This window comes from Anaerostipes caccae L1-92 (assembly GCF_014467075.1).
Lineage (GTDB): Bacteria > Bacillota > Clostridia > Lachnospirales > Lachnospiraceae > Anaerostipes > Anaerostipes caccae.
The window spans coordinates 2,756,124-2,778,877 of record NZ_AP023027.1 but is presented as its reverse complement, the minus strand read 5'-3'; the positions used below and the strand labels follow the sequence as shown (position 1 = coordinate 2,778,877).

Annotated in this window: 23 protein-coding genes; 19 read left to right on the top strand and 4 right to left on the bottom strand. The window is 46.2% G+C overall.

The annotated features are described in order from the left end of the window. The first annotated feature begins 9 nt into the window (after window positions 1–9). The 13 genes from ANCC_RS13490 (at window position 10) to ANCC_RS13430 (ending at window position 12,837) form a co-directional block, all read left to right on the top strand. Window positions 10–657, top strand: coding sequence for a class II aldolase/adducin family protein (locus tag ANCC_RS13490; RefSeq protein WP_006565688.1), 648 nt, complete (start codon window positions 10–12; stop codon window positions 655–657). Window positions 658–752: 95 nt separating this feature from the next. After that, complete coding sequence (locus tag ANCC_RS13485; protein WP_006565687.1) at window positions 753–2,711, top strand: BglG family transcription antiterminator; 1,959 nt, start codon at window positions 753–755, stop codon at window positions 2,709–2,711. An 18-nt stretch (window positions 2,712–2,729) separates the two neighbouring features. Then, on the top strand, window positions 2,730–3,206 hold the full coding sequence (locus tag ANCC_RS13480) for a PTS sugar transporter subunit IIA (protein ID WP_006565686.1): 477 nt from the start codon (window positions 2,730–2,732) through the stop codon (window positions 3,204–3,206). A 24-nt stretch (window positions 3,207–3,230) separates the two neighbouring features. Beyond that, window positions 3,231–3,539, top strand: a complete 309-nt coding sequence (locus ANCC_RS13475; protein WP_006565685.1) for a PTS sugar transporter subunit IIB — start codon at window positions 3,231–3,233, stop codon at window positions 3,537–3,539. A 22-nt stretch (window positions 3,540–3,561) separates the two neighbouring features. After that, the gene (locus ANCC_RS13470; protein WP_006565684.1) at window positions 3,562–4,827 is read left to right on the top strand and encodes a PTS transporter subunit IIC; all 1,266 of its coding nucleotides are present in this window, start codon (window positions 3,562–3,564) and stop codon (window positions 4,825–4,827) included. Between the two features lie 111 nt (window positions 4,828–4,938). Beyond that, window positions 4,939–5,823: a class II fructose-bisphosphate aldolase gene (locus ANCC_RS13465; protein ID WP_039946141.1), complete on the top strand. Its 885-nt coding sequence runs from the start codon at window positions 4,939–4,941 to the stop codon at window positions 5,821–5,823. A gap of 13 nt (window positions 5,824–5,836) precedes the next feature. Continuing rightward, the gene (locus ANCC_RS13460) at window positions 5,837–6,886 is read left to right on the top strand and encodes a 2-hydroxyacid dehydrogenase (protein ID WP_050754269.1); all 1,050 of its coding nucleotides are present in this window, start codon (window positions 5,837–5,839) and stop codon (window positions 6,884–6,886) included. Between the two features lie 16 nt (window positions 6,887–6,902). After that, window positions 6,903–7,817 (top strand): phosphotriesterase family protein, encoded by a 915-nt coding sequence (locus ANCC_RS13455; protein WP_006565681.1) that lies wholly within the window; start codon window positions 6,903–6,905, stop codon window positions 7,815–7,817. 18 nt (window positions 7,818–7,835) lie between these two features. Next, window positions 7,836–8,909: an NADH:flavin oxidoreductase gene (locus ANCC_RS13450; RefSeq protein ID WP_006565680.1), complete on the top strand. Its 1,074-nt coding sequence runs from the start codon at window positions 7,836–7,838 to the stop codon at window positions 8,907–8,909. Beyond that, a complete protein-coding gene (locus ANCC_RS13445; RefSeq protein WP_006565679.1) occupies window positions 8,902–9,990 on the top strand; it encodes a zinc-dependent alcohol dehydrogenase in 1,089 nt (362 codons plus the stop codon). The genes ANCC_RS13450 and ANCC_RS13445 overlap by 8 nt, the downstream gene beginning before the upstream one ends. Further along, the gene (locus ANCC_RS13440; protein ID WP_006565678.1) at window positions 9,978–10,382 is read left to right on the top strand and encodes a MaoC family dehydratase; all 405 of its coding nucleotides are present in this window, start codon (window positions 9,978–9,980) and stop codon (window positions 10,380–10,382) included. Before ANCC_RS13445 ends, ANCC_RS13440 begins: the two co-directional genes overlap by 13 nt. 12 nt (window positions 10,383–10,394) lie before the next feature. After that, on the top strand, window positions 10,395–11,519 hold the full coding sequence (locus ANCC_RS13435; RefSeq protein ID WP_006565677.1) for a 4-hydroxybutyrate dehydrogenase: 1,125 nt from the start codon (window positions 10,395–10,397) through the stop codon (window positions 11,517–11,519). Further along, entirely contained in the window at window positions 11,509–12,837 is a 1,329-nt protein-coding gene (locus ANCC_RS13430) for an acetyl-CoA hydrolase/transferase family protein (RefSeq protein ID WP_039946135.1), read from the top strand. Before ANCC_RS13435 ends, ANCC_RS13430 begins: the two co-directional genes overlap by 11 nt. A gap of 78 nt (window positions 12,838–12,915) precedes the next feature. Here the strand turns inward: ANCC_RS13430 and ANCC_RS13425 are convergent, their stop codons facing one another. Further along, the gene (locus tag ANCC_RS13425; protein ID WP_006565675.1) at window positions 12,916–13,404 is read right to left on the bottom strand and encodes a sporulation initiation factor Spo0A C-terminal domain-containing protein; all 489 of its coding nucleotides are present in this window, start codon (window positions 13,402–13,404) and stop codon (window positions 12,916–12,918) included. Window positions 13,405–13,533: 129 nt separating this feature from the next. Between ANCC_RS13425 and ANCC_RS13420 the strand changes: the two genes are divergently transcribed. Both ANCC_RS13420 and ANCC_RS13415 read left to right on the top strand, forming a co-directional pair. After that, window positions 13,534–14,262, top strand: coding sequence for a helix-turn-helix domain-containing protein (locus ANCC_RS13420; protein ID WP_039946131.1), 729 nt, complete (start codon window positions 13,534–13,536; stop codon window positions 14,260–14,262). Between the two features lie 57 nt (window positions 14,263–14,319). After that, window positions 14,320–15,486 (top strand): SAM-dependent methyltransferase, encoded by a 1,167-nt coding sequence (locus tag ANCC_RS13415; RefSeq protein ID WP_006565673.1) that lies wholly within the window; start codon window positions 14,320–14,322, stop codon window positions 15,484–15,486. Between the two features lie 61 nt (window positions 15,487–15,547). Here ANCC_RS13415 and ANCC_RS13410 read toward each other — a convergent pair whose 3' ends face one another. Together ANCC_RS13410 and ANCC_RS13405 are read right to left on the bottom strand one after the other, a co-directional pair. After that, the gene (locus ANCC_RS13410; protein ID WP_006565672.1) at window positions 15,548–16,570 is read right to left on the bottom strand and encodes an LCP family protein; all 1,023 of its coding nucleotides are present in this window, start codon (window positions 16,568–16,570) and stop codon (window positions 15,548–15,550) included. Between the two features lie 9 nt (window positions 16,571–16,579). Then, on the bottom strand, window positions 16,580–18,007 hold the full coding sequence (locus tag ANCC_RS13405; RefSeq protein WP_006565671.1) for an undecaprenyl-phosphate glucose phosphotransferase: 1,428 nt from the start codon (window positions 18,005–18,007) through the stop codon (window positions 16,580–16,582). A gap of 175 nt (window positions 18,008–18,182) precedes the next feature. On the opposite strand from ANCC_RS13405, the gene ANCC_RS13400 reads away from it, so the two are divergent. The 4 genes from ANCC_RS13400 to ANCC_RS13385 all read left to right on the top strand — a co-directional run bounded on the left by ANCC_RS13400 (window position 18,183) and on the right by ANCC_RS13385 (window position 21,804). After that, window positions 18,183–19,448 (top strand): S1C family serine protease, encoded by a 1,266-nt coding sequence (locus tag ANCC_RS13400; RefSeq protein ID WP_006565670.1) that lies wholly within the window; start codon window positions 18,183–18,185, stop codon window positions 19,446–19,448. Between the two features lie 94 nt (window positions 19,449–19,542). Beyond that, complete coding sequence (locus ANCC_RS13395; RefSeq protein WP_039946165.1) at window positions 19,543–20,019, top strand: DUF5721 family protein; 477 nt, start codon at window positions 19,543–19,545, stop codon at window positions 20,017–20,019. Between the two features lie 13 nt (window positions 20,020–20,032). Next, window positions 20,033–20,887, top strand: a complete 855-nt coding sequence (locus tag ANCC_RS13390; RefSeq protein WP_006565668.1) for a DUF368 domain-containing protein — start codon at window positions 20,033–20,035, stop codon at window positions 20,885–20,887. An 80-nt stretch (window positions 20,888–20,967) separates the two neighbouring features. Next, window positions 20,968–21,804, top strand: a complete 837-nt coding sequence (locus ANCC_RS13385) for a DegV family protein (RefSeq protein WP_006565667.1) — start codon at window positions 20,968–20,970, stop codon at window positions 21,802–21,804. Between the two features lie 78 nt (window positions 21,805–21,882). Here the strand turns inward: ANCC_RS13385 and ANCC_RS13380 are convergent, their stop codons facing one another. Beyond that, window positions 21,883–22,527, bottom strand: coding sequence for a chloramphenicol acetyltransferase (locus ANCC_RS13380; RefSeq protein WP_006565666.1), 645 nt, complete (start codon window positions 22,525–22,527; stop codon window positions 21,883–21,885). Window positions 22,528–22,754: the final 227 nt, after the last annotated feature.

The window sequence follows — 22,754 nt, the reverse complement described above, 5'->3', positions numbered from 1 at the left end:
GAGGAAACTATGGAAAAAGAGAGAGCCAAAGAACAGGTCATTCAAGCTGCTATCGAGTGCAGTGACAAGAAGCTGATCCATGGGACTTCGGGAAATGTTTCGATCGCCTGCAGAGAAGAGGGGGTCATGGTGATTACACCCAGCGGGATACCATATGAGGAGATCACACCGGATATGGTGCCGGTGATCGATCTTGCCACAGGGGAATGGACAGAGGGAAAATGCAAACCGTCCACAGAAGCACCGATGCACCGCCTGATTTTTCTGAATAAAGTAAAGATGGAAGCGGTCGTACATACACATTCTCCTTTTGCCACCGCCATGTCGATTCTGGTGGAAGAGCTTCCGGCGGTGGCCGCTGCTTCTGCACCGTATTCTCCGGTAAAAGTGGCACCGTTTGAAATACCGGGGTCGCAGGAGATCGCAGAAGAGGCAGTGAAGGCTATGGGTGATCACAATGTAGTGTGTTTACTGGAAAATCACGGTCTGATCGCTGCGGGAAGAAATGTCTCCCAGGCGATGAGCATTGCAGAATATGTAGAGGAAAATTCACAGATAGCATATTACACCTATGCGGCAGGAAAAATGAAGCCTTTACCGGAATCGGGCTATAAGATCATGCATGACCGGGCAGTAAAGAAGCTTGGATTAGAATAAGAGAGACAATTTATTAAGAGTGGAAAAAAATACCTGAAGGATGAGCGGAACTGAGGTGATAAGATAAAAAAAACAGTAATGAGAGGGTGATAGCAATGATAGGACTGCCGACAAGGCAAAAGAAGATATTAAAAAAGCTAATGTCTTTGGACGGCTGGGTAAAAGGGAAGGAACTTGCTGAGGAGATGGCGGTGACTCCGAGAACCATCCGGGCGGATATTGCAGCAATTAATGTCTGGCTGAAAACCGTGGGCTGTTATATAGAATCTTCCAGACAGGAGGGCTACCGGCTGCGGGGAGAGAGGCAGGGGGAGCTGGAATCTTTGCTGTGGGATGGTATGGATGTGCCTTTGACACCGCAGGAGCGGATGCGTGCCCTTGGGATCAGACTTCTTCAGGCGGATGAAGAGAAACCGGAGGATGTGGATGAGCTGGAGGAAGAAATGTTCGTCAGCCGGACGACCCTGGAAAGCGGGATTTTTAAGATCAAAGCTATGCTGGAGAGCCGCACGACACCAATGTATGTTAAGAGGAACGGGAGAAAGATATGGACTTACGGGGAGGAAGAGACGAGAAGATTTCTTCTGAAGGAACTGATGGTAGACCGGACGGACCCGGATTATCTGATGATTGAGAATTATGACGATTATTTTGGGGCTGACATACCGGAAAAAATGATGAACTGCGTGCTGAATGCACTGGCGGACAATGAAATTTCCATGACAGCGGAGGATATCCTTCATTTGGTTATTTATCTGTCGATTAAACTTACAAGAGTCCATATGGGGTATGAATATAAGAATAAAACAAAAGATATTCTGACATCAGAGGATATCAACTGGACACTTGCGGAGACCATTTCAGGGAAAGTCAGAGAAGAATTCTCCACAGAATTAAATGAGGAAGAACTGGTGGATCTGGCGGTTCAGCTTTCTCTGTTTCGGCTGATCGGAAGTGAAGCAGAGGTCAGGCCGGCGCCGATACCCGAGCAGTCCCACTATGAATTTGTGGTCAATGAACTCTTAAATGACATTAAAAACAAATTTCATCTGGATCTTACGGATGATCAGGAGCTGAAGGCAGGGCTTGTGACCCACATCCGGTATACATTAAAAAGGATCAGGATGGAGCCGGAGAGCACCAATCCGGTGCTGATGCTTTTAAAGACAGAATATCCCTTTGTGTTTGATATGTCTCTGTTTCTATACGAACGGTTTTACGATGTGTTCGGAGTGAGGCTGAATGAAAATGAACTGGGATATGTGGCCACTTATCTGGGAAGTGCGGTGGAGAGGATGGAGAGAAAAAAATCTCCGAAAGATTTTACGATTGCAGTCGTCACAGGAATGAATTATGGGACAAGCAGGCTTTTGACTACAAGACTGAAGGCGATTTACGGTGACATCTGCAATATTGAAGGTCCTTTCTCTATCTATGCAGTCAATGAGATAGAAAAATTAAAACCTACTTTTCTGATTACCACAGAATCAAAACAGGTACTGAAAAACTTTCAGGTACCGAAAATACAGATTTCGCCTCTGCTGAACGAAAAAGATCAGAGGGAGATCAATAAATGGCTTCTGCAGATGCGTAAAGAATTGATGTATGACCAGCTTCCGAGGAGCATTAAAGATTATTTTCACAGAGAACTGTTTTTTTATAATCTAAAGGCTGAGACGCCGGAAAAAGTTATCCGGACAATGTCAGAACATCTCATAAGGCTTGACTTCGCAGGAGAGGATTTCGCGGAAAAGACGCTGATGAGAGAACAGGTGGCCTCTACAATCTTTGGAAATAAGATTGCTATGCCTCATCCGATCGAAGCATGTGCAAAGAGGACGGTTATCAGCGTGGGCATTCTGAATCAGCCCATTTTATGGGGCAGCGGTCAGGCACAGCTGATCTTTATGCTGGCAGTGAAAAAGGAAGATATGAAGTATTTAAACAGCTTCTTTGACTTGACGGTGCGCCTGGTGGATGATGAGGGTCTGGTAAGGAAGCTGCTGGGTTCCGAAAACCTGGCTCAGTTTAAAGACAGACTTCCGATTTTATAGAGAAAGGAAAGAAAGCATATGAATTTAAAAGAGTTGATTTGTCCGAAGCTGATTCTGTGTGATGTCGATGCAAAGGATTTCCAGGATGCCTTAAGGCAGATGGCAGGACATTTAAAGAAAGAAGGATATGTGGAGGAAGGATATCTGGATATGCTTTTGGAAAGGGAACGGAAATTCCCCACCGGACTTTGTACCAAACCGTTTGCGGTGGCTCTGCCCCATACGGAGCCTGACCACGTGATAAAGCCGTGTATAGCCGTTGCCAAGCTTAGAAGGCCGGTAGAATTTCATGAAATGGTGAATGATCAGAACACAGTCGACGTTCGTTTTATTTTTAACCTGGTACTGCAGAAGACAGAGCAGCAGCTGGAACTGCTGCAGAAGATCATATCAATTTTCTCTGATAAGGAGGCGATGGAACAGCTGGAGAAAGAGCAGGAACCTGAGAAAATAGCAGAGATTTTAGAACATACAAAAATAGGAATAAACACTTAAACATCGAAAGAAGGGAGAAAAATTATGGCAAAAGTATTTAAGGTTTTGTCTGCCTGCGGCAGCGGAATTGCAACTTCCTCTCATGTGGCAACTTCCATCCGGCAGGGGATGGCAGACCGGGGAGTGAATGTTGAAGTCAGGACCTGCGGAGTAAATGAGATGTCAGGATTGATCGACAACGTGAAACCAACCATTATTGTTTCCACCACTTCCTTAGAATCTGTGAGAAATGTGGGTGAGATTAAAGTCATGTCAGGGGTTCCCCTGCTCACGGGTATTGGGAAAAATCAGTTTTTTGATGAAATGGAAGAATATTTAAAAAGTATTTCATAACAAATGAAAAGGAGGATTGAATATGGGCGTTATCAATACGATTTTAGGTCTTGGGGCATCTGTGATTATGCCGATCGTTATCTTTCTTCTGGGAGTGGTCTTCCGGATGAAGGTAAAAAATGCGCTGAGAGCCGGACTTACGGTAGGAATCGGATTTACCGGCATAAGTCTTGCAATCAGCCTGGTAAGCGACAATCTTGGAGGCCTTGTAAAAGCCATGCAGGCAAACTGGGGACTGGCCCTGGATATCACGGATGTAGGATGGCCTGCGGCTTCGGGCATTGCTTTCGGAAGCGGAACCTTTGTGCTGGCATCCATCGTGACATTCCTTATAGTCAATGTGATCTGCCTGGCAATTAAGATCACCCACACGCTGAATGTAGACATCTTCAACTACTGGCACTTTATTCTGATCGGAACTGTATCTTACTTTGTCACAGGGAACTTCATTCTGGGTATTGTCGTAGGTACATTGTTTATGATGGTCAATACGATCTTAGGAGAGAGACAGGAGCAGGTGATCACCGACTTTGCAGGAGAACAGATGGCCGGTCTGACCTTCTCCACACAGGGATTCCCGCTTCAGCTGTTATTCGCCAGAGGCGTGGACTGGGTCATTGATAAGATCCCCGGTTTAAACAAAATTTCTTTTAACCTTGGAAATTTGCCGTCAAGCATCTCTTTTTTCGGCGAACCGATGATTTTGGGATTTTTGCTTGGAGGTATCATGAGTTTTCTCGCAGGATATAAATGGGATGCGGCTCTGGTCGTAGCAGTCGGACTTTCCGCTGCCATGTTCCTGCTTCCGAGGATGGTCTCCATCATGATGGAAGGCCTTGCTCCTCTCACGGATGCAGCCAGAGACTTTATGAATACCAGATTTCCGGGAAGAAAGTTCAACATTGCTATGGATTACTGTATGCTTCTGGGAGACAGGGACGTTATCACTATGGGAATCATCACTGTGCCGATCGTGCTCGGACTGGCAATCATTCTTCCGGGAAACAGATTTCTTCCGTTTACAGACCTTACTGCCCTTCCATACTGGATGATCGGTGTTGTCATCGGCACAAAGAGAAACTCTTTCAGGGCCTTGATTGCTGCGGTGCTGACACTTTGCATCGGCCTGTGGATTGCGACAGACCTGGCACCGCTGATCACACAGATGGCTGCCGGCGTAGGATTTAAGTTTGAGGCCGGAACTACCATATCAGGATTTTGTGTAGGACAGGAATGGGTCGGATACATCATACATAAGATTGTTTCCTTCTTCTCCGGAATGTTCTAGACGAAAGACAATACAAGATACCAAAATATTTTCTATATAGTTCGCTGGAAAGGGATTGTCAGGGAGACCGGGCGGTCCCGTTCCTTTAAGGAGAGAAAGGGAGGTTTTGGCATGTTAGTTTCAATGAGGGAATTGCTCGTGAGAGCAAAAGATGGGAAATATGCGGTAGCTGCAGCAAATGTTTTTACGGGGAGAACGGTGGAAGCGTGCTTTGCGGCCGCATCGGAAATGCAGGCTCCGGTGATCATAGCCTGCACGCCTTATGTGCAGATGGAGGAGCTGGCCATGGCGGTACGGTTGTATGAGAAAAAATACCCGGAGGTAACGGCAGCCCTGCATCTGGATCACGGGAAAGAGTATGAGGATGTTCAGCGTGCCCTGAGATGCGGTTTTACCTCTGTCATGCTGGATAAATCCACACTTCCCTATGAAGAAAATGTAAAAGCAGTAAGAGAGGCTGTCCGTGCGGCTCATGCAGTCGGTGTAACGGTGGAGGCAGAACTTGGACATGTGGGAAAAGGGGCAGAGTATGAAGAGACAAGGGACAGCGGGCTTACCAGGAAAGAGGAGGCCGCTGGCTTTGTGAAAGAAACCGGGGTGGACTGCCTGGCTGTGGCGGTGGGAACATCCCATGGAGTTTACAGGGGAAAACCTCTTTTAAACTTTGAGCTGCTCTCTGAGCTGAGCAGAGAAGTATCCGTGCCCCTCGTGCTGCACGGAGGTTCTAATACGGGAGAGGAAAAGCTGAAGAAGGCTATCACCCTTGGAATACAGAAGATCAATTTATCTACGGATCTTTCCACGGAATACTTAATCGGGGTGCGGAAGTTTGAAGAGGAAAATGATCCGCTGTTCGACAATGACGGAAAACTTATCTATACCGGAAACCGGACGGTGTACGCCAACCAGGCACTGGCAGCGGGGGCAGAAGCCTATAAACATATTTTAAAAACATACATGAAAACGTTTGGAAGCGAAGGAAAAGCATTGGAATGAGAGAGGAGACAACATGGAAAAAATAAAAGCTGCCGTGAGTATGGAACTTTGGCCGGAACAGTTGAAAGAGCTGGAGTCCTGCTGTGATGTGAAAATACTTCCGTGGACGGCCACGGATATCCTTCCCACAGAGGAAGAGATCATAGAAGAATGTTCTGGCTGTGAGGCGGTGCTGTTTTATACTGATCCGGTGACAGAAAGAGTGATCAGGGAACTCAAAGAAAAAGGGTTAAAGCTGATCGGCTGCGGAAGGGCCACGCCTAACAATATTGACACGAAGACTGCAAAAGAGCTGGGGATCCCGGTCATCCACGCGCCGGGAAGAAATGCACATTCGGTTGCGGAATATACCGTGGGAATGATGCTGGATATCTGCAAGAGAATTTCCTTTACCTATCACGGTCTCTGGTCCGGAAGATTTTTGGCAGATGAAAAAGACATTTACGATGTGCCGGATAAAAAGGACGTGATCTGGCGGTTTAAGGACCGGGAGAATCCGAGATCCTCCTATCCGTGGGGAATCGATGTATACGGCCGGACAGTGGGGATCATCGGGCTGGGCCATATCGGACAGAACGTGGCGAAGATCTGTTCCGGCATGGGGATGAAAGTTGCTGCTTATGATCCATTTCAGCCCCAGGAGACGTTTGATGCGGTATGCGCGAAAAAATATGAAGATCCGATCCGGATGCTGCCATCATGTGATTTCGTCAGTGTCCATTTGAGTGTGACACCGGAGACGAAAGGCATGATCAATGATGAATGGTTTAATGCCATGAGAGAGGACGCCTATTTTATCAATTCGTCCAGGGCTGCCGTAGTGGATCAGAGGTCGCTGATCGAGGCTCTGGAGAACAAAAAGATTGCGTTTGCCGCGGTGGATGTCATGTGGGATGAACCGGCGCCGAAAAATCATCCGTTTTTTACGATGGACAACGTTCTTCTGACGCCGCATATGGCTGGGATCAGCACAGATTCTAAAAAATGGGCATCTGAGATGATAGCGGAAGATCTGCTCAATTATGTACGAAAACAGTCGCTGGTCAGAGTTTGGAACCGGTAGAAGGGAGGCGGATACTATGAATTGCGTGAGAACTGTCCTGGGAGATGTGGACGCAGAAAAGATAGGGTTTACCTATACGCATGAACATGTCTGCTGCAATCCGTATACAGCAGAGAAGGATCCCACTCTGGCAATTACGGATATAGAGGGTTCTATAAGAGAACTTCGCCTGTTTGCCGAAGCCGGCGGTTCTGCTCTTGTGGAGGGAACGGCTGCCGATTACGGAAGAGACCCGCAAAAGCTTGTCTATGCAAGCAGGCAGAGCGGAGTGCATCTGATTGCCACCGCCGGATTTTATCTGTTTGACCACAACCCGGATTTTATTGATGATATCAGCACAGAGGAACTGGCAGAACTGTTTATAAGAGAGATAGAGGAAGGTATGGACGGAACGGAGATCCGGGCAGGACAGTTAAAATGTGCGGTATCCCCCCGGTTTATTCATCCGAGGGAAGAGAAGTGTCTGAGAGCTGCCGCCAGGGCACAGCAGAAGTCCAATGCCCCGATCTGGATTCATCACGGAGGGATGATGGGGATAGAAATTCTGAGACTTCTGGACCGCTGCCAGGCGGATCTCTCCAGAGTAGTGCTCGGACATATGGACCGGAATCCGGATCCCTATGAATATAAGAAAATTGCTTCTATGGGAAGCTTCCTGTCTGTGGACAACATCGCAAGAGTTTACCGCTATCCGGTCCAGACTAACATTGATATGATTTTGGATCTGATGGAAGAAGGTTATTTGGAAAGGCTTCTGATCAGCGCGGACTTTGGCAGGAGCAATTATTTCAGGGCCAACGGCGGCGGACCGGGTCTTGAGTATATTTTAAACAAGTTTATTCCGAGGCTTAAGGAGTCGGGCGGGATTACAGAGAATGAAATCCGGACCATTTTTGTTGAAAACCCAAAAAAGGTATACGGCTGTTTTTAGCCAGGACGGAGGGACCTGATGTATCAGAAACAAACAGTGATAAAGGGAAAGACAATTGCATCTGCCTTTATAATGGCACCCATGGTGACGTTCGGCTATGGGGTTAAGGACGGAATAATCACGGATGAGCTGATCTCCCACTATGAGGCCAGAGCCAGGGGCGGGATCGGAATGATCATCGCGGAAGCAGCCTGTGTGGCAGAGGACGGAAGGCTTTCTGAGTATCAGACAGGTATATGGAACGAGGATCAGATGGAGGGGCACAGAATGCTGGTGTCCGCAGCACACAAGTTTAAAGTTCCGATACTATCACAGCTTCACCATGCGGGCATACGGACAGTATCGGGAAGGCCTGCCTCCCCGTCCGCATTTCATGGGACACTCAGGGGAAGAGAATATACGGCAGACGAAATGAGTGAAGACGAAATCCTATTGAGAGAACAGCAGTTTATTGAGGCTGCTGTCAGGGCCAGGGCTGCCGGATATGACGGAGTCGAGCTTCACTGCGCTCATTCTTATTTTCTGAATGCATTTTTATCTCCGACAGTCAATCACAGGACAGACCGGTTCGGGGGAAACATCGAAGGAAGAATGAGGGTTGTACTTGATATCATGGAGGGCATCCGGCATAGCTGCGGTGAGAATTTTCTCATTTCCGTCCGCCTCGGATTTGACGAGCCGGATCTGGAGTCATCTGCATTTATGGCGGGGACGTTTGAAAAAGCCGGCATGGATTTCCTGCATGTATCCACAGGCTTCGGGTCTACGGGCTTTATGGATGAGAGGACCATGGAGAATCCTCCTGACGAATTTCCCTTCAATATCCGTATTTGGGGCGCCATGCAGATGAAACAGAGAGTAAGCTGTCCTGTAATCGCTGTGGGCGGAATCCGGCAGGTACAACAGGGAATGTTTTTGCTGGAACAGGAATGTGCGGATTTTGTGGCCCTTGGAAGAGCGCTGCTCTGCGACCCTGAATGGGTAATAAAAATCAAACAGGGAAGGGAGATCGTATCCTGCAGAAACTGCCGGAAATGTCTTTGGAGCACGGATTATCATAAATGTCCGGGATGGAGGGAATATCATGGATAAAAATACAGTGAAAACGTTCAGGTTCGGCGTTCTGACATCGAAGGGACATGCTGAAGTACATGAAATGAAGCTGCCGAAACTGGGAGAACATCAGATACTGATCAAACAGCTGGCCTGCAATATTTGTACTGCTGATTACGGACAGTGGCTGGGGCTGAGAGAACACCAGGGCTATCCTATGGCGGGCGGACATGAGGGGGCGGGAGTTATACTGGAAACCGGAGCCAAGGTAGTGGAGCTGCTGCCGGGGGATTTTGTAGCCATCTCCAATAACTACTGCGGGGAATGTGAACACTGCAGAAAAGGGGAAGAAAGCCAGTGCGTGATCCGGAGCTCCTATGACCTTCATGAGGGCGGGTATAAAGGAAGAATGGGATTTGCTGAATATCAGGTAAGAAATGCTACGGCAGTAATGAAGATGAATCCGGAATTAAGTCCCGGGGAGGCGGCTTTTTTAGAGCCTCTGGCAACCGCAGCAAAGGGAATAGGAAAGCTCAGAGTAAGCCCTCAGGATACGGTGGCAGTCATCGGGGCTGGGACTATGGGACTTTTAAATGCCCAGGCAGTCAGGGCGTGCGGTGCCAGAGTGATCGTCACTGAAATGATGGAAAAGAAGATCAAAACTGCCAAAGCCATGGGATTTGAGGTGATCGATGCCGGCGCCGCAGACCCGGTGGAGAGAGTGAAGCAGATGACAGGAGGCCGGGGCGCAGATGCTGTCATTGTGGCCGTCGGAGCCACAAAAGCCAATGAACAGGCGGCGGCCATACTCAAACATTTTGACGGCCGGATGCTGATGTTTGCAGCCGCTTATCCGGCCCCTGAGCTGGGGATTAGTTCTAATGACATCCATTACCGAAGGATGGAGATTCTGGGTACATATTTGGGCGATACAAAGGATTTTCTGGAAGCGGCCAGACTGCTCAATCAGAGAGTGGTGGATGTCAGGCCTCTGATCGAGGCCAGTTATCCGCTGGAAGATATTCAGAAAGCCTTCGAGGAGGCCGCAAGACCCGGGAATTACAGGGTCAGTGTCATGCTCCATGAGTCAGGCAGAGAGGAGGGGACATGCTCAAAGTAGGACAGGAGGGATTTTTTTATAAATATGTAACGGAGCGGGATGTGAAAATATTTGCAGAAGTATCAGGAGACAAAAACCCTCTGCATCTGGATGAAGAGTATGCCAAAGGCACCAGGTTTCATGGGCGGATTGCCCATGGGATGATCGGAGCCGGTTTTATCTCTGCGGCCATCGCCGGTGTCCTGCCGGGGCCGGGAACCGTGTACCTGAGTCAGATGCTGAATTTTGAAAGGCCAGTGAGGATCGGAGACCGGGTGACTGCCAGGATCAAAGTCCTGAAAATCGAGAGGAAGAAATCATTTGAGCTTGCAACACTGGAAACAACCTGTGTCAACCAGGACAATGAAGTTGTCATCAGCGGAACAGCGCAGGTAATTCCTGCGGGGGAATAGGAAGGAGAATTTATGCAGTTATTGAGACTGGTGCCCACGGTATTTTATTTTGACACTGTAAAACAGTTTCAGGAAGAATTTAAGATCGGCCACAGTGATCTGGTAGTGACAAACAGGTATCTGTATGAGCCGCTTCTGAAACCGCTGGGTGTGAACGCTAATTATATTTTTCAGGAGGAATTCGGAGACGGAGAGCCATCCGACGAGATGATCGACCAGATAAAAGAGAAGACGTCGAAGTATTATTATAACCGGATCTTTGCACTGGGAGGGGGAACGATACTGGATATCAGCAAAATACTGGCATTGGATATGCCGGACGGCAGCACTCCGCTGTTTGACGGCGAAAAGGAGCCTGTAAAAAAGAAACAGCTGATCGCAGTGCCCACAACCTGCGGCACCGGAAGCGAGGTCACGAATGTAGCTATCGCCGAAATAAAATCCAGACATACGAAAAAAGGCCTGGCAGCAGATGCCTGCTATGCGGACTGTGCGGTCCTGATACCGGAAACTCTAGAAAGACTGCCCTATAAGGTGTTTCTTACCAGCTCAATCGACGCTTTTATACATGCAGTGGAATCCTTTCTGTCGCCGAAAGCATCTCCGGCTACGGAGCTGTTCTCCGGGAAAGCCATAGAAATGATTCTGTCCGGTTACCATGATATGGCGGAGTCTGGAAGAGAGGCAAGAAAAAATAATTTGAAAAGCTATATACTGGCCTCCAACTATGCTGGCATTGCGTTCGGGAACGCGGGATGTGCCGCTGTCCACGCACTGTCTTACTCGATTGGAGGTGCATTCCATGTACCTCACGGAGAAGCCAATTACCAGTTTTTTATGGATGTGATGGAGCTATATGAATTAAAGAAACCGGGAGGAAAGATCAGAAAGCTGAGACAGACCATCGCGGATGTGTTTGGATGGGAGGCGGACTCGGCATTTCTAAGACTCCGGGAGCTTTTGTCAAACTTTATGGAGACCAGGCCGCTGAAAGACTATGGCATGACAGAAGTACAAATCGAAGAATTTACAGAGAGCACGGTACAGAATCAGCAGAGACTCTTAAAGAATAACTATGTGGAACTGACAAAAGAGGAGATCAGAGAGATATTTAAGAGGAGATATGATGAGAGATAAGAAGGACAAGCCGTGGAAAGCGGAGTACAGGGAGAAGCTGGTCAGTGCGGATGAGGCGGTTTCTCATATCAGGTCAGGGCAGCGGATTGTTTTTTCTCATGCGGCAGGGGAATCTCTGGTCCTCTCGGATGCCCTTGTGAGAAACAGAGCCCTTTTTGAAAATGTGGAAATCGTCCATATGGTTGCCATGGGAGCAGCAAAATACTGTGAACCCGGGATGGAGAAACATTTTCGCCATAACAGTTTTTTTCTGGGAGCTTCTACGAGGAAGGCCGCAAAAGAGGGCAGGGCGGATGTAACACCGGTTTATTTTTCAGAAGTCCCGGAGCTTTTCCGGACAACTCTCCCCGTAGATGCAGTGTTTCTAAACCTCTCGCCTCCGGATGAGCATGGTTACTGCAGTTTCGGGATATCCGTAGATTATTCTAAACCGGCGGCTATGGAGGCGGAATTGGTGATCGCACAGATCAATCCCTCTATGCCCAGAACGCTGGGTGACAGTTTTATTCATATAAGTGACATAGATTATATTGTGGAGGCAGATACTCCTCTGATCGAACTTCCGCCTGCAGGGATTTCAGAGGTCGAGAGGGCGATTGGGAAAAACTGTGCCTCCCTGATCGAAGACGGGGACACGCTGCAGCTTGGCATCGGAGCCATCCCGGATGCTGTCCTTGGGTTCCTGAAGGAGAAAAAAGATCTCGGAATTCATTCGGAAATGATCTCAGACGGCATTGTGGAACTTTATGAGGCCGGGGTGATCACAAACCGCAGAAAAAGTCTTCATGCCGGAAAAAGCATCGTTACCTTTCTTATGGGCACGAGAAAGCTGTATGACTTCGCGGACAACAACCCGGCAGTGGAGCTTCATCCGGTGGATTATGTAAATGATCCGTATGTCATTGCACAAAATGAACGTCTGGTATCTGTCAATTCCTGTGTTCAGGTGGATTTGATGGGACAGGTTGTTTCGGCTTCGGTGGGCAGGAGACAGATCAGCGGGGTGGGAGGCCAGGTTGACTTTGTGAGGGGCGCCAATATGAGCCGGGGAGGAAAGAGCATCATGGCGATGCCGTCTACGGCGGCAGAAGGCAGGATATCAAAGATCGTACCGGTGATCGGCGAGGGAGCGGCAGTTACGACATCCAGGTATGATGCAGACTATATCGTGACGGAATATGGAACGGCGAGATTAAAAGGTGAGACTTTAAGAAACCGGGCCAGGAAGCTGATCCGGATCGCGCATCCTGACTTTCGCCGGATGCTTGCGGAAGAATATGAGAAAAGATTCCGGGAAGCCTGGAGTGATGACGAATAAAGACAGCCTGTATCCTGATGTATTAAAAGGATACAGGCTGTTTTGACGAACAGTTCTCTTAATGGAAAGAAAAGCAGTTTAATATTCTGTAAAGTATTCCGCAAGCTGAATGATAAACTGACTGTTTGTAGGACGTTCCAGTGTGCATGTCTGAGTTATGCTCCAGAATAATTCTTTGTTTCCCTTGCTCCATACAGTGTCGATGGCATGGCGGATCGTCCTCTCTACACTGGTCGACGTAGTGTGATTCTGCTCTGCAATATGCGGATACAGACGTTTTGTGATGCCGTCAAAAACCGAAGGATCCCGCACTCCTATTTCAATTGCCTGTCTCAGGTAGAGGTAGCCTTTCAGATTCGGGGTGATGCCCAGCTGTTTTAAAAGCTTGCTGATCTTTCCGGAGAGGTCCAGGTGCTGGGTTCCGGAAACTGTCTGATTTAACAGCTGATTAATGTGAATCACGTGAGATGTGGTGTCAGATATAGGTGCCCTATCCTTTGAATGGATGACCGAAATTTGTAAAATTGTATCATCTGACAGTACCAATTGAAGATTTTCGTTTTGCATGATATACTCCCCTCATAAAGATAATGTTGATTCCTTAGATTATGTAATCATGTTCATTATAGAGAATAATGAGGAATATTGTCAACTTGTGGAGCAATGGATTTATTCCATATTTGGAAGGTTAAGCGGATGAATTATAAAAAACTGAAGGAAATTATGCAGTCAAAAAATTTTACTGTGGAAGACCTGTCTACAGCCAGCAGGATTCCGATCGGAACTTTATCAAAAATTGTATGCGGCATCACACCTAATCCCAGATATAATACGATGGAAGAAGTGGCGTCCTCCTTAAATTGTTCTCTGGATGAGTTTTCCGGCAGGGAGCCGATGGTGCCATACAGTTACGAGGATTATATTCAGAAGTTCAAGCGGCTGCCGGCGCATCAAAAAGAATATATCAAATATGTGATCAATTTGGAATATGACAGAATGGTTTCTCTGACATCGTCAGGTAAAAAATCTATGAAGTGTTTTGAATTTACCAGCGTGGAGGATGGACTGGCCGACTATGGGAGTCAGAAAGTACATGATGTATGGGTGGAACAGAATCCGCTTACAAGGGAATGTACATTTTTCGTATGGGTGCGTACAAGTAATCTGGAACCGAAGTTCTGCAGAAATTCAGTTCTGGGTTTTCAATACCTGGATGGACGTCTGCCGAAGCACGGAGAGATATGGATGTTTCTTCGGTCCGGATATTTATACATAGGACGTTATTTTAAGAGACACGGCGTCCAGTTTCTGAGATCATTAAACGGCACCATTGATGATGAATTGATCACCAATTCTCTGGAATATAAGAGAGTCGGAAGATACGTTGGAACAATCGATATTCCTGATTTGACATCCACCGTTTAAAAGCTGTAAATCTGTCAATACTCTGGATATGATGTTAGAAAGGGTGTGGCAGAGTATATGAAGCTGGAAGAAAAAGCAATTCTCCGTTTTTTGGACAGATTTGATGAGACTCCGTTTCTTGTCAGAATCAGAGAAGAAGAGTATACAATCGGACATGGAAATCCCAGATTCTCTATCATTTTCAAAAAAGAACCGGATCTGAAAGAGATGATTACAAGTACATCGCTGGCACTGGGAGAGGCCTATATGCGGGGCGATTTAGAGATCGACGGGGATCTGTATCAGGCCCTGTACTATTTTCTCGGTCAGATGGGGAACTTTTCTGTGGATACCAGAGTATTAAGGAAACTCATGTTTCCGTCTCTGGGGAGAAGAAAGCAGAAAGAAGACGTCTCATCGCATTATGATTTGGGAAACGACTTTTACAGTCTCTGGCTGGATGAGACTTTAAACTATTCCTGCGGATATTTTGAGAATGAGCAGGATACGCTTTTTGATGCACAGAAAAAGAAGACACAGAGGATACTGAAAAAGCTTTATCTGAAGGAAGGTATGGAGCTTTTAGACATTGGATGCGGCTGGGGATATCTTCTCATAGAGGCCGCAAAGAAATATAAAATCAGGGGCACAGGGATTACGCTGAGCAGAGAACAACAGCAGGGATTTGAAAAAAGGATCAGGGAAGAAGGACTTGAGGATTACCTGCATGCTGAACTGATGGATTATCGTGATCTTGCTGGGTACGGGAAAAAGTTTGACCGGGTTGTCAGCGTGGGTATGCTGGAACATGTGGGCCGGGATCATTATGAATTGTTTTTCCAGTGTATCAAAAGGGCGATGAAGCCGGGAGGGGTATTTCTCCTGCATTTTATCAGTGCACTGGAAGAACATCCGGGAGATCCATGGATGAAGAAATATATTTTCCCGGGAGGTGTGATACCGAGTCTGCGGGAGATCACCAGTCTGAGCGCCAAGTATCGCTTTTATTTACTCGACGCAGAAAGCCTGAGGAGGCATTATAATAAAACGCTGCTGTGCTGGGATAAGAATTTTAATGAGCACAGAAGAGAGATCGAAGAACGGTTCGGAGAGACATTTGCCAGGATGTGGGATTTGTATCTTTGTGCCTGTGCGTCAACCTTTCAGAATGGTATTATTGATCTGCATCAGCTTTTATTTACCAATGGGATAAATAATGAACTGCCGATGACAAGATGGTATTGAAAAAATAAAAATCAAAGAGGGTATTTCATAAGCCACAGCGCAGCTTTGAAATACCCTCTTTTTAATATCCGATTACATTTATGATCTTCTGGTTAATCCGTCCCAGTTCATCGCTGACCTGATAATTTTCAGTGTCAAACAGGTATTGATGTACCCGGACAGCATTTTCTTTCAGAGTGGTTGGGAAGCCATACCATACTCCGAGATATTTGTATTCCTTCTGATCAAACGGGAATCCTTTCTGACCCTTAATGTCATACCGGAAGATCGATAAGAGCATAGAGAACAGTTCTTTCTGGTCCATATTGGTTTTGATCTGTGGGAGAATCTTATCCATGGCACCCATCAGGCCAAATGGATTTTTTTTGCCTTTGGCAAAGATCTTCTGAAGAACTTCACGCTGCCGTCCGGCACGGGCAAGATCTCCTCCTGCGGTATAGCGGATTCTTGAATATGCGACGGCCTGGTTCCCATCCAGTGTATGCAATCCGCCGGTTTTTATTTTGGGGGAGTAGCCTCCGTTTAAACGGTTCATGTCACCGATATAGCTGTTCAGATTTTTTAATATCGAGGAATCGACTTTTACTTCTATTCCACCGATGGCATCTACGATGTCCGCAAGAATTTTGAAGTTTACGGTCGCATACTGGGTGATATTCAAATCCAGGTTTCGGTTGATGGTACTGACAGCGAGTTCGGGACCTCCCATGGAATACGCCGCATTGATCTTAGTGTAGTGGCCGTTGACACTCACATAAGTATCACGGTAGATAGACAGCATCTTGATTTCTTTTGTCTGATTATTGATGCTGACAACGATAATGGAATCAGAACGGTTGCCCCGGTCCGACATACTTCCAGTCTGAGAATCAATGCCGAACAAGGCAATATTGGTGTAATCTTTCATATTGGCATCCTCATGGACCGTGACCAGCTTGCTCTGATTCATTGGTGTGGAGTTGATCTTGCCCAGTTTCGTGTAGGAAACCCCGAGGATCACGCCAATCAGAACAACGATCAGGAAAAGTAAGATAAAGATCCAGCGGATAGGGGAATGCCGTCGTTTGTCTGCTTTTACGCTCATAAAAACCTCCTAGTAAGCGTTCTTGTTAATAAATCCTTTGAAAACGGTCAGAAACAGGATTTTAAAATCCAATGATAAGGTCCAGTTTTCAATATAATAGAGATCATGCTCAATTCTGCCGCGGATGGATGTGTCACCGCGGAAACCGTTGACCTGGGCCCAGCCTGTGATGCCCGGACGGACCTGATGCTTGATCATATAGCGGGGGATCTCTTCCTTAAACTTTTCTACAAACAGCGGACGCTCCGGCCGGGGTCCCACAAGACTCATATCTCCCCGCAGAACATTATAAAACTGGGGAAGCTCGTCCAGACTGGTATGACGGATAAACTTTCCGAACGGGGTCACCCGCGGGTCGTTTGGCCTTGTCCACTGAGTTGCTTCTTTTTTCGGGTCCTGAACCCCCATGGAACGGAACTTGTACATCTTAAATGGTTTGTTGCCAAGCCCGACTCTTTCCTGTGCAAAGAAGACCGGTCCCGGTGAACTGCGTTTTACCAGCAGTGCGATAATCAGCATCGGAACAGCCAGGATGATCAGGGCGCAGGCAGATCCGATGATGTCGATGGTCCTCTTGGCAATACGGTTTACAACGTTTGTCAGAGGCACATTGCGGATATTGATGACGGGAAGACCGTCCAGATCCTCGGTGTATGGGTTTGTGGAAATAAAGTTATAATAGTCAGGTACAAATTTTGTATGAACACCGGATTTTTCACAGATGGCCACCAGTTTTTCCAGTTTTTCATATTCATCCAGATTCAGCGTGATTGCAACTTCGTCCAGAGGAGTCTGGCTTAAATAGTCTTCCAGTTCATTTAACAAGCCGATTTTTTTGATCCCTCTGTATTCAAAGTTGTCGCTGATGGTATCATCAAAAATACCGTGGATATAGAGGCCCCAGTGGGGATTGGCTTTGATGCGGTCAATGTAGGCGGCGGCAGAGGTACTGAAGCCGACAAGGACTACATGTTTTAAATTTCGTCCGCTTTCCCGTGTGCTGTTCAGCACTTTTCTGATTGTGAAGCGGGAAAGAACTCCAATGATAAAATTAACAGAGAAAAATAAAAGCAGGAGGCTTCGGGGGAAGTTCTGCAGTTTTGTCAGGACAATGGCAACAGACCCGATGCCCAGACCGGCAAGATTTGCTTTCAACAGGTTTACAATTTCACGGCTTCCGCGCTGATATCTTTTTGGGGTATACAGGCCGAAAAAAGTATATAATAAAAGAAGGATAATGATTGTAATAATAACCGTCTTCTGATAGTATGAAAATCCCAATTCGTACTTTCCGACAAAGAAAAATAACTTAGAGATCCACGAATCCTTTCCCCATTCGAAGCGGATCTTATGTGACAGAAAAGCCGATAAATAAATACAGACCGCATCAATAAAAATATGCAGGCGGTTTAAATAGGCTTGGTTTTGCTTAATCATTTGTTTTCTCCTCTTTACGATAATATTACACTGTACTTATTATAAGTGAAAAAGGGCAAAGGCACAATGGAATTATTTCTTATGTTTTTCTTAGTTTTATAACATTTAAAACACATTTTTTACACATTTATTTTGTACTATTTAAGCAGGTTAAATACGAAAGGAGATACAGGTTATGTACGAAGATATGAATTATAATAATACAGAATATACACAGCCGGATCAAAATCAAAATAAAGGAAACAAAAATAGAACAGGCAGGAAGATCGCAAAGCTGGCGGCTGCCGCAGTGGCTTTCGGTCTGATCGCAGGAGTCACCATTCAGGGAGTCCAGTATGGGTTTTCTGCAATGGGCATAGGCAACGGAGGGACACAGCTGGCAACGACCAATACAACAAAAACTTCGGCAAAGGGAACGGCATCAGGAAAAGAAGATTTATCTACAGTGGCATCTAACGTCATGCCGTCCATCGTTTCTATCACAAGCAAGTATGTGACCAGTTCCGGAAACTTTTTCGGGCAGCAGCAGGACAATGAGAGCGAGGGAGCAGGTTCCGGCATTATCGTCGGTAAGAAAGACGGGTACCTGCTGGTTGTCACAAATAACCACGTCATCGCCGATGCACAGTCGATATCCGTCGGATTCACAGACGGTACCAGCGCATCCGGTACGATCAAGGGAACAGACAATGACGCGGACCTGGCAGTTGTCGCGGTAAAGGTAAAGGATATTAAGGCTGCCACATTAAAAAAGATCAAGATCATAACACTCGGAAATTCTGATGACCTGAAAGTGGGAGAGCAGGCGATCGCCATAGGAAATGCACTCGGATACGGACAGTCAGTCACCGGCGGGTATATCAGCGCGCTGAACAGAGAAGTGCAGCTGACGGATAAAACCATGACGCTTCTTCAGACAGATGCTGCGATTAATCCAGGGAACAGCGGAGGAGCTCTTCTCAACAGCAAAGGGGAGCTGATCGGAATCAATACGGTAAAATATTCTTCCGAAGACGTAGAGGGAATGGGATATGCAATTCCGATTAATACGGCGAAACCAATCATCGATCAGCTGATCAAGCAGAAAACTGTAGATAAATCCGAGCAGGCTTACCTTGGAATATCAGGTCAGACCATATCAAGCGATATGGCAGCGCAGATGGATATGCCGCAGGGAGCGCTGGTGCGTCAGGTTGTCCGGAATTCACCGGCGCAGAAGGCGGGTATCAGTGCCGGCGATGTAATCATCAGCTTTGACGGGGCCACGGTTTCTACGATGGAGGGCCTGAAGAGCAAGATTGAAAGCAAAAAAGCCGGAGATACAGTAAAAGTTGCTGTAAAGCGGCAGAATCAAATGGGGACTTACGAGAAGAAAACATTCAGTGTCAAACTGGAAAAAAAGACGGATGACGGAGCTTCAGGCAGTACGCAGAATAACTAAACGGAAACGGTTGAATTCTCAAAGCATACAAGTTACAATGAAGACGGGCGGCAGGCAGCCGTCCGTTTTTAACGTAACAGAAAAGAGGATTCATATGATTTCAATTGAGATAGAACACATAAAATCTTTTATGGCCGGCTTTCTGACGGGGGACGTGTGTGACCAGTTTATGCTGTACGAAGGCAGGCTGTCCATGGGGACCATGTATGAATTTGACGGAAAAATGCTGAAAGATTTTTATGATACAGATGAATGGGAAATACTGAAAGAGTATCCGTATATACCGTGGAAAATGGAGAAGCAGAGAATATTTTCCCTTATAAAGGGGAAAAAGACTCCCCTGTCTTTTCAGTTTGTGCTTATGCTGAATCCGAAACGAATGGAAGCCTTTCTTTTGAAATATAATATATCTGACAGGCCGCAGCAGATCGGAGGATTATTTTTAAATATTTATTTCGACAGAAAACACTTGAAGTGTACGACAGGAGTGTCAAGAAACACATTTGTTCCGGATAAAACCCTGGAGACAGCCTGGGATGAAGAGATGACATTATTTTTGAAAGGCAGATAGGAGGAGCAGGCCTATGAAGTTATTAAAAGAGATTTGCCGGGGAATACTGATCGGGGTTGCCAATATCATTCCCGGGGTCAGCGGAGGGACTCTGGCGGTTTCCATGGGAGTTTACGACAAGATCATCTATGCACTCACACATATACGCAAAGAGTTTAAACAGAGCCTTAAAATACTGGTTCCAGTGGGCATTGGAGCGGTGATTGGACTGATAGGGCTTTCCTTTGTCATTAAATGGCTGTTTGAGTATTATCCGATTCAGACAAACTTTCTGTTTATCGGTCTGATTATCGGAGGACTGCCTGCCATATTTAAGAGAATGGAAGGAGAGAGAAAGGGCCTTTCCCATGGGATTGCATTTCTTTTGATGTTTGCTCTGGTTGTACTCCTGCCTCTTTTAGGCAGCAGCACGGCATCGGAAGTGATCTTGACTGCCGATCCCCTGATGATGGGGAAAATGTTTTTGATCGGGATTATTGCGGCGGCTACAATGGTCGTACCGGGAGTCAGCGGCTCGATGATACTTTTGATTCTGGGATTTTATCAGCCGATTCTCCGTGAAATCACACAGTTTATGGTCAATCTGGCGACTTTGAATCTGTCCGGACTCACTCACGGTATTCTGCTTCTGACTCCGATGGCTGTTGGGATCATAGCGGGAGTGGTGATCATCGCCAAGATCATAGAATATTTGTTTGAACATTTTGAGGCTATTACGTTTGCGGGAATCGGCGGACTGATTCTTGGTTCCCCGATTGCAATTCTTTATGAGGCAAATTTTGATCATTTTAATCTGTTCTCAGGAGTGACGGGACTGGCTGCACTGGCCGTGGGCTGCGTCTGCGCCTATTATCTGGGTGAAGATTAAAGGGTTTTCATTTATAGAAATATATGATATGATATGTAGTAATGAATACTATATCGGAAAGTTTTAAAAGGAGACGCCATATGAGTTTTAATATTGTCTGTGACAGCTGCACGGATTTGACGAAAGAAGATTTTGAGAAGGGATGCTATACCTGGATACCTCTGACACTGCTGATCGGAGATGAAGAGATCGTCGATGACGATACGTTTGACCAGCATTCTTTCCTGGAAAAAGTGGCAAACAGCAAAGGAGCCTGCAAGTCAGCCTGTCCGGCGCCGGAAGCTTATATGGAAGCATATAAAAAGGCAGATGATATTTATGTGGTGACTTTATCCGCGGAGCTGAGCGGATCCTATAACAGTGCCGAACTTGGAAAAAAACTGTATGAGGAGGAGCTGGGAGAAAAGAATATTCATGTATTTAATTCCAGAGGAGCGTCCAGTACGCAGCTTCTCATAGCAAGAAAGATTTATGAATATGCTTCCCAGGGCATGTCCTTTGAGCAGGTGGTAGAGAAGGTAGAGGATTACATCAGAGGGCAGAGAACTTTTTTTGTTCTGGAGACATTGGATGTGCTTCAGAGAAATGGAAGGCTGTCAAAGGTGAATGCAGTTCTTGCGACGGCTCTTAATATAAAGCCGGTTATGGAAGGGACCAAAGAAGGGATCATACAGAAGCTGGCACAGGCCAGGGGTACAAAGAAGGCATTGGCCAAAATGGCGGAATGCATTGTAAAAGAAGGACAGGATCTGACGGAACGGATTTTGGCCATTGCACACTGCAACTGCTATGAAAGAGCAGTGTATCTTAAGAAACTGCTCGAAGACAAACTGGAAGTGAAAGAGATCATCATAGTTGATACCAAGGGAGTCAGCAGCCTGTATGCATGTGACGGCGGTGTAGTTGTTGCATATTAGTTCATAGTGGAATACAAAAGGAAACGGTTTTGGACCGTTTCCTTTTTTGCGGATTGATACAGAGAAAGGCTTATTGTTCTAAAGTGTAAAATCCTTTGAAATCAGCGACTGGATTTCATTGATGAGAAGACTGGTGTGATATCCATCGGCTGCGGCATGAGAAATTGTGACTGTAAACGGCATTAGACAGCGGCCGTTTTTGATCTGGTATTTTCCATAAGTGATAATCGGAAAGAGATTTGGGCTGCCCTCTGCAGTCGTGGTGCTGTATCCGGTAAAAGACAGCCAGGGCACACAGGAAATACAGAAGAAATTAGGGGGCTGTCCGGGCCTGGCTTTGATTCCTTTGTTATTTCCGTATAAAGACAAATCCTCTGTCATCTGCCGGTAAAAAGAGGAAAAGTCTTCAGTGTAATTTGTCCACGAGTCTGAAAAGGTGTGATCATCATCGTGAAAAACAGTGTAGGAGGGATGAACGATATCCCAATATCCGGGCTGTCCGTCTTCGGAAATACCCATCCGGAATTCTTTCATATGATTGATCACGGTTGAGACACAGTAGACAAAACTGGGATAAAATCTGAGACCTTTGTTCTTGGTCAGTTTTAAAAATTCGGTTACATCTAATTCTGCAGTCAGGCTGTAACCACATTTTATTGTTTGGGTAAAATATTCAAAATGTTCTCGCCGCTCCCAAGTCTCGGGGCTGATTTGTTTAAACATGAGGCACCTCCATTTTCTAACTTTTGTATTTTATTATAAAGGAAAAGAAGGAATGTGTAAAAACAGATTGTTAAAAAAATATACAAGTTTTTTGCTGGCGTATGAAATATTTTGCACGAAAATATGAGGGTTCAGCAGTATGCAGAATCCAAATACTATGAATAAGATGTGTAAAAAGCCCGGATTTATGCGATTTTTCGTTATTTAATTAACGGTGTTTTTAGACG